The organism is Candidatus Nebulibacter yamunensis (assembly GCF_024208055.1).
GTDB classification, from domain to species: domain Bacteria; phylum Pseudomonadota; class Gammaproteobacteria; order Francisellales; family Francisellaceae; genus Caedibacter; species Caedibacter lacustris.
This window is the reverse complement of record NZ_JAMBMW010000045.1, coordinates 1-2224: the sequence shown is the minus strand read 5'-3', so window position 1 is coordinate 2224 and position 2224 is coordinate 1. Positions and strand designations below refer to the sequence as shown.

Here is a 2224-nt window from a genome sequence, read left to right as displayed (position 1 = left end):
ATTACAACACTTCGGACAATCCAGCACAAACGGTCAAACAAATACAATATGTGATCACGGATGCAAATAGTCTTGATTCAGCAAATAACGTAAAAAGCTTGCTTACAATTACAACAGTGGATGATGCACCAGTGGTAATGACTCCAGAATCAAGCATGAATAATGGAGAGCTATTAACCATAATAAATAGTATTATCAATATTAGCGATGTTGATTCTCTAGCCAGTGACGTTGCGGTAAAAGTGAGTAATGTAGAAAATGGCTATTTCCAATTAAACAGTAATCCAGGCGTAGCGATAACGGAGTTTACGTTAGCTGATATAAATAACGGTGCAATTGAGTTTGTCCACGCAGGGAACAATCGTGTACCAAGCTTTGACGTTGTGGTAGGAGATTTGACCAATGATGTGAATGGGGCTTTGCCAGTTCATTCAAACTTTACGATGTTTAACGGTTTAAGTGTGATCTATACTAACTCGAATGATGTTGTGGATGCGTTAGTGCCTAATGGTTCAACTGTCCAAGATAATTCAGATGGGACTCTTACTGTTACCACTCAAAATGGTAGCGAAGTGACTATCCCTCAAGATAACCATGCGGTGATTACCGATGATGGTACAAATGTAACCGTTGATAGTGATGGTGATGGTATTTTAGATGTCACTGGAACCAGTGGTTCAAACTATGTCAATAATGGCGATGGGACATTTACCTTCACCACATCCGATGGTGACAGTGTGACCTTGCCAAATAACAGCAATGCGATTATTGGAAGCGGTGATGACGGTGAGACAGTTATTGATCTAGATGGAGATGGTACAGTGGATGTTACGGTTCCGGATAACTCACAAGTGATTGATAATGGAGATGGTACGATAACCGTGATTACCGCAGATGGTGACAGTGTAACCTTACCAAATAACAACAATGCAATTATTGGAAGCGGTGATGACGGTGAGACAGTTGTTGATCTAGATGGCGATGGGACAGTGGATGTTACGGTTCCGGATAACTCACAAGTGATTGATAATGGAGATGGTACGATAACCGTGATTACCGCAGATGGTGACAGTGTAACCTTACCAAATAACAACAATGCGATTATTGGAAGCGGTGATGACGGTGAGACAGTTGTTGATCTAGATGGCGATGGTACAGTGGATGTTACGGTTCCGGATAACTCACAAGTGATTGATAATGGAGATGGTACGATAACCGTGATTACCGCAGATGGTGACAGTGTAACCTTACCAAATAACAGCAATGCGATTATTGGAAGCGGTAATGACGGTGAAACAGTTGTTGATCTAGATGGCGATGGCATTGCAGATGTGATTGTACCAAGAGGATCGATTATTAGAGAAGCTGATACAGATTATCTTACTATTGAAACAGCAACAGGAGATCAGATTCTTGCTAAACGAAATTCAGCTACAAACTTAACTGTTCAAAAAATAAATACAGTTTTGAGTACTGACACTAATGCTCTTAGAGTTTCTGTTAATGCAGAGGGTAATTATGTTATTAATGGAAGCCTTTTTGGCTTTACTTCTGGTTTAACTTCACCATCCACCAACCTTGTTGCCTATGAACAACTCTATGCTGGTTTTACAGACGGTAATATTGCTAATATCGTTCATAGTAACTTTAGTTCAGGGGAAGGTACGGTTAATAATCCTTTATTTGGAGAAATCAATGCTGGTCAAAAGGTGGTGATTGCAAGTATATTAAATAGTGATAGTGTAGAGGCTATTGTCAAAGGCTTAAGCACAGCCGAGGGAAATATAGAAATCATTCGTTCAGGAAATAGGATTGACATTATTCTTAATGTCAATCCTAATTACATTGGACCTGCTGAGTTGGAGTTATCAGTTTATAAAGATAATGTTTTACAAGATGTGCAACATATTAAGTTTGCAATCAATGGACAATCAAACTTGGTTCTCGATCAAGCATCAAGTGGTGGTTTAGGTTCTAGACAAATAGAACAAGTTGATGCGAGATCAACAACACCATTAAAAGAGGAAGTTGCCTCATCTGTAGGCAAAGGCGCTAAAGAAAGTTTGATATCAACCTCATTGACTCTGTTGGAAGGTCAATTTAAACAGGCGTTAAATGCGGGTGAATCTGTTGATAAACTCTCTAATATTGCAATGAATTTGGTAAGACAGGAAATAGAAAAAGGGCTAGATGTTAATAATAACATTGTAATCAAGAGTACTAT

1 protein-coding gene is annotated in these 2224 nt (G+C 39.0%); it reads left to right on the top strand.

The features are described from left to right. On the top strand, positions 1-2224 hold a 2224-nt coding region (locus M1V25_RS10140), incomplete at both ends, for a cadherin-like domain-containing protein (protein WP_236867446.1).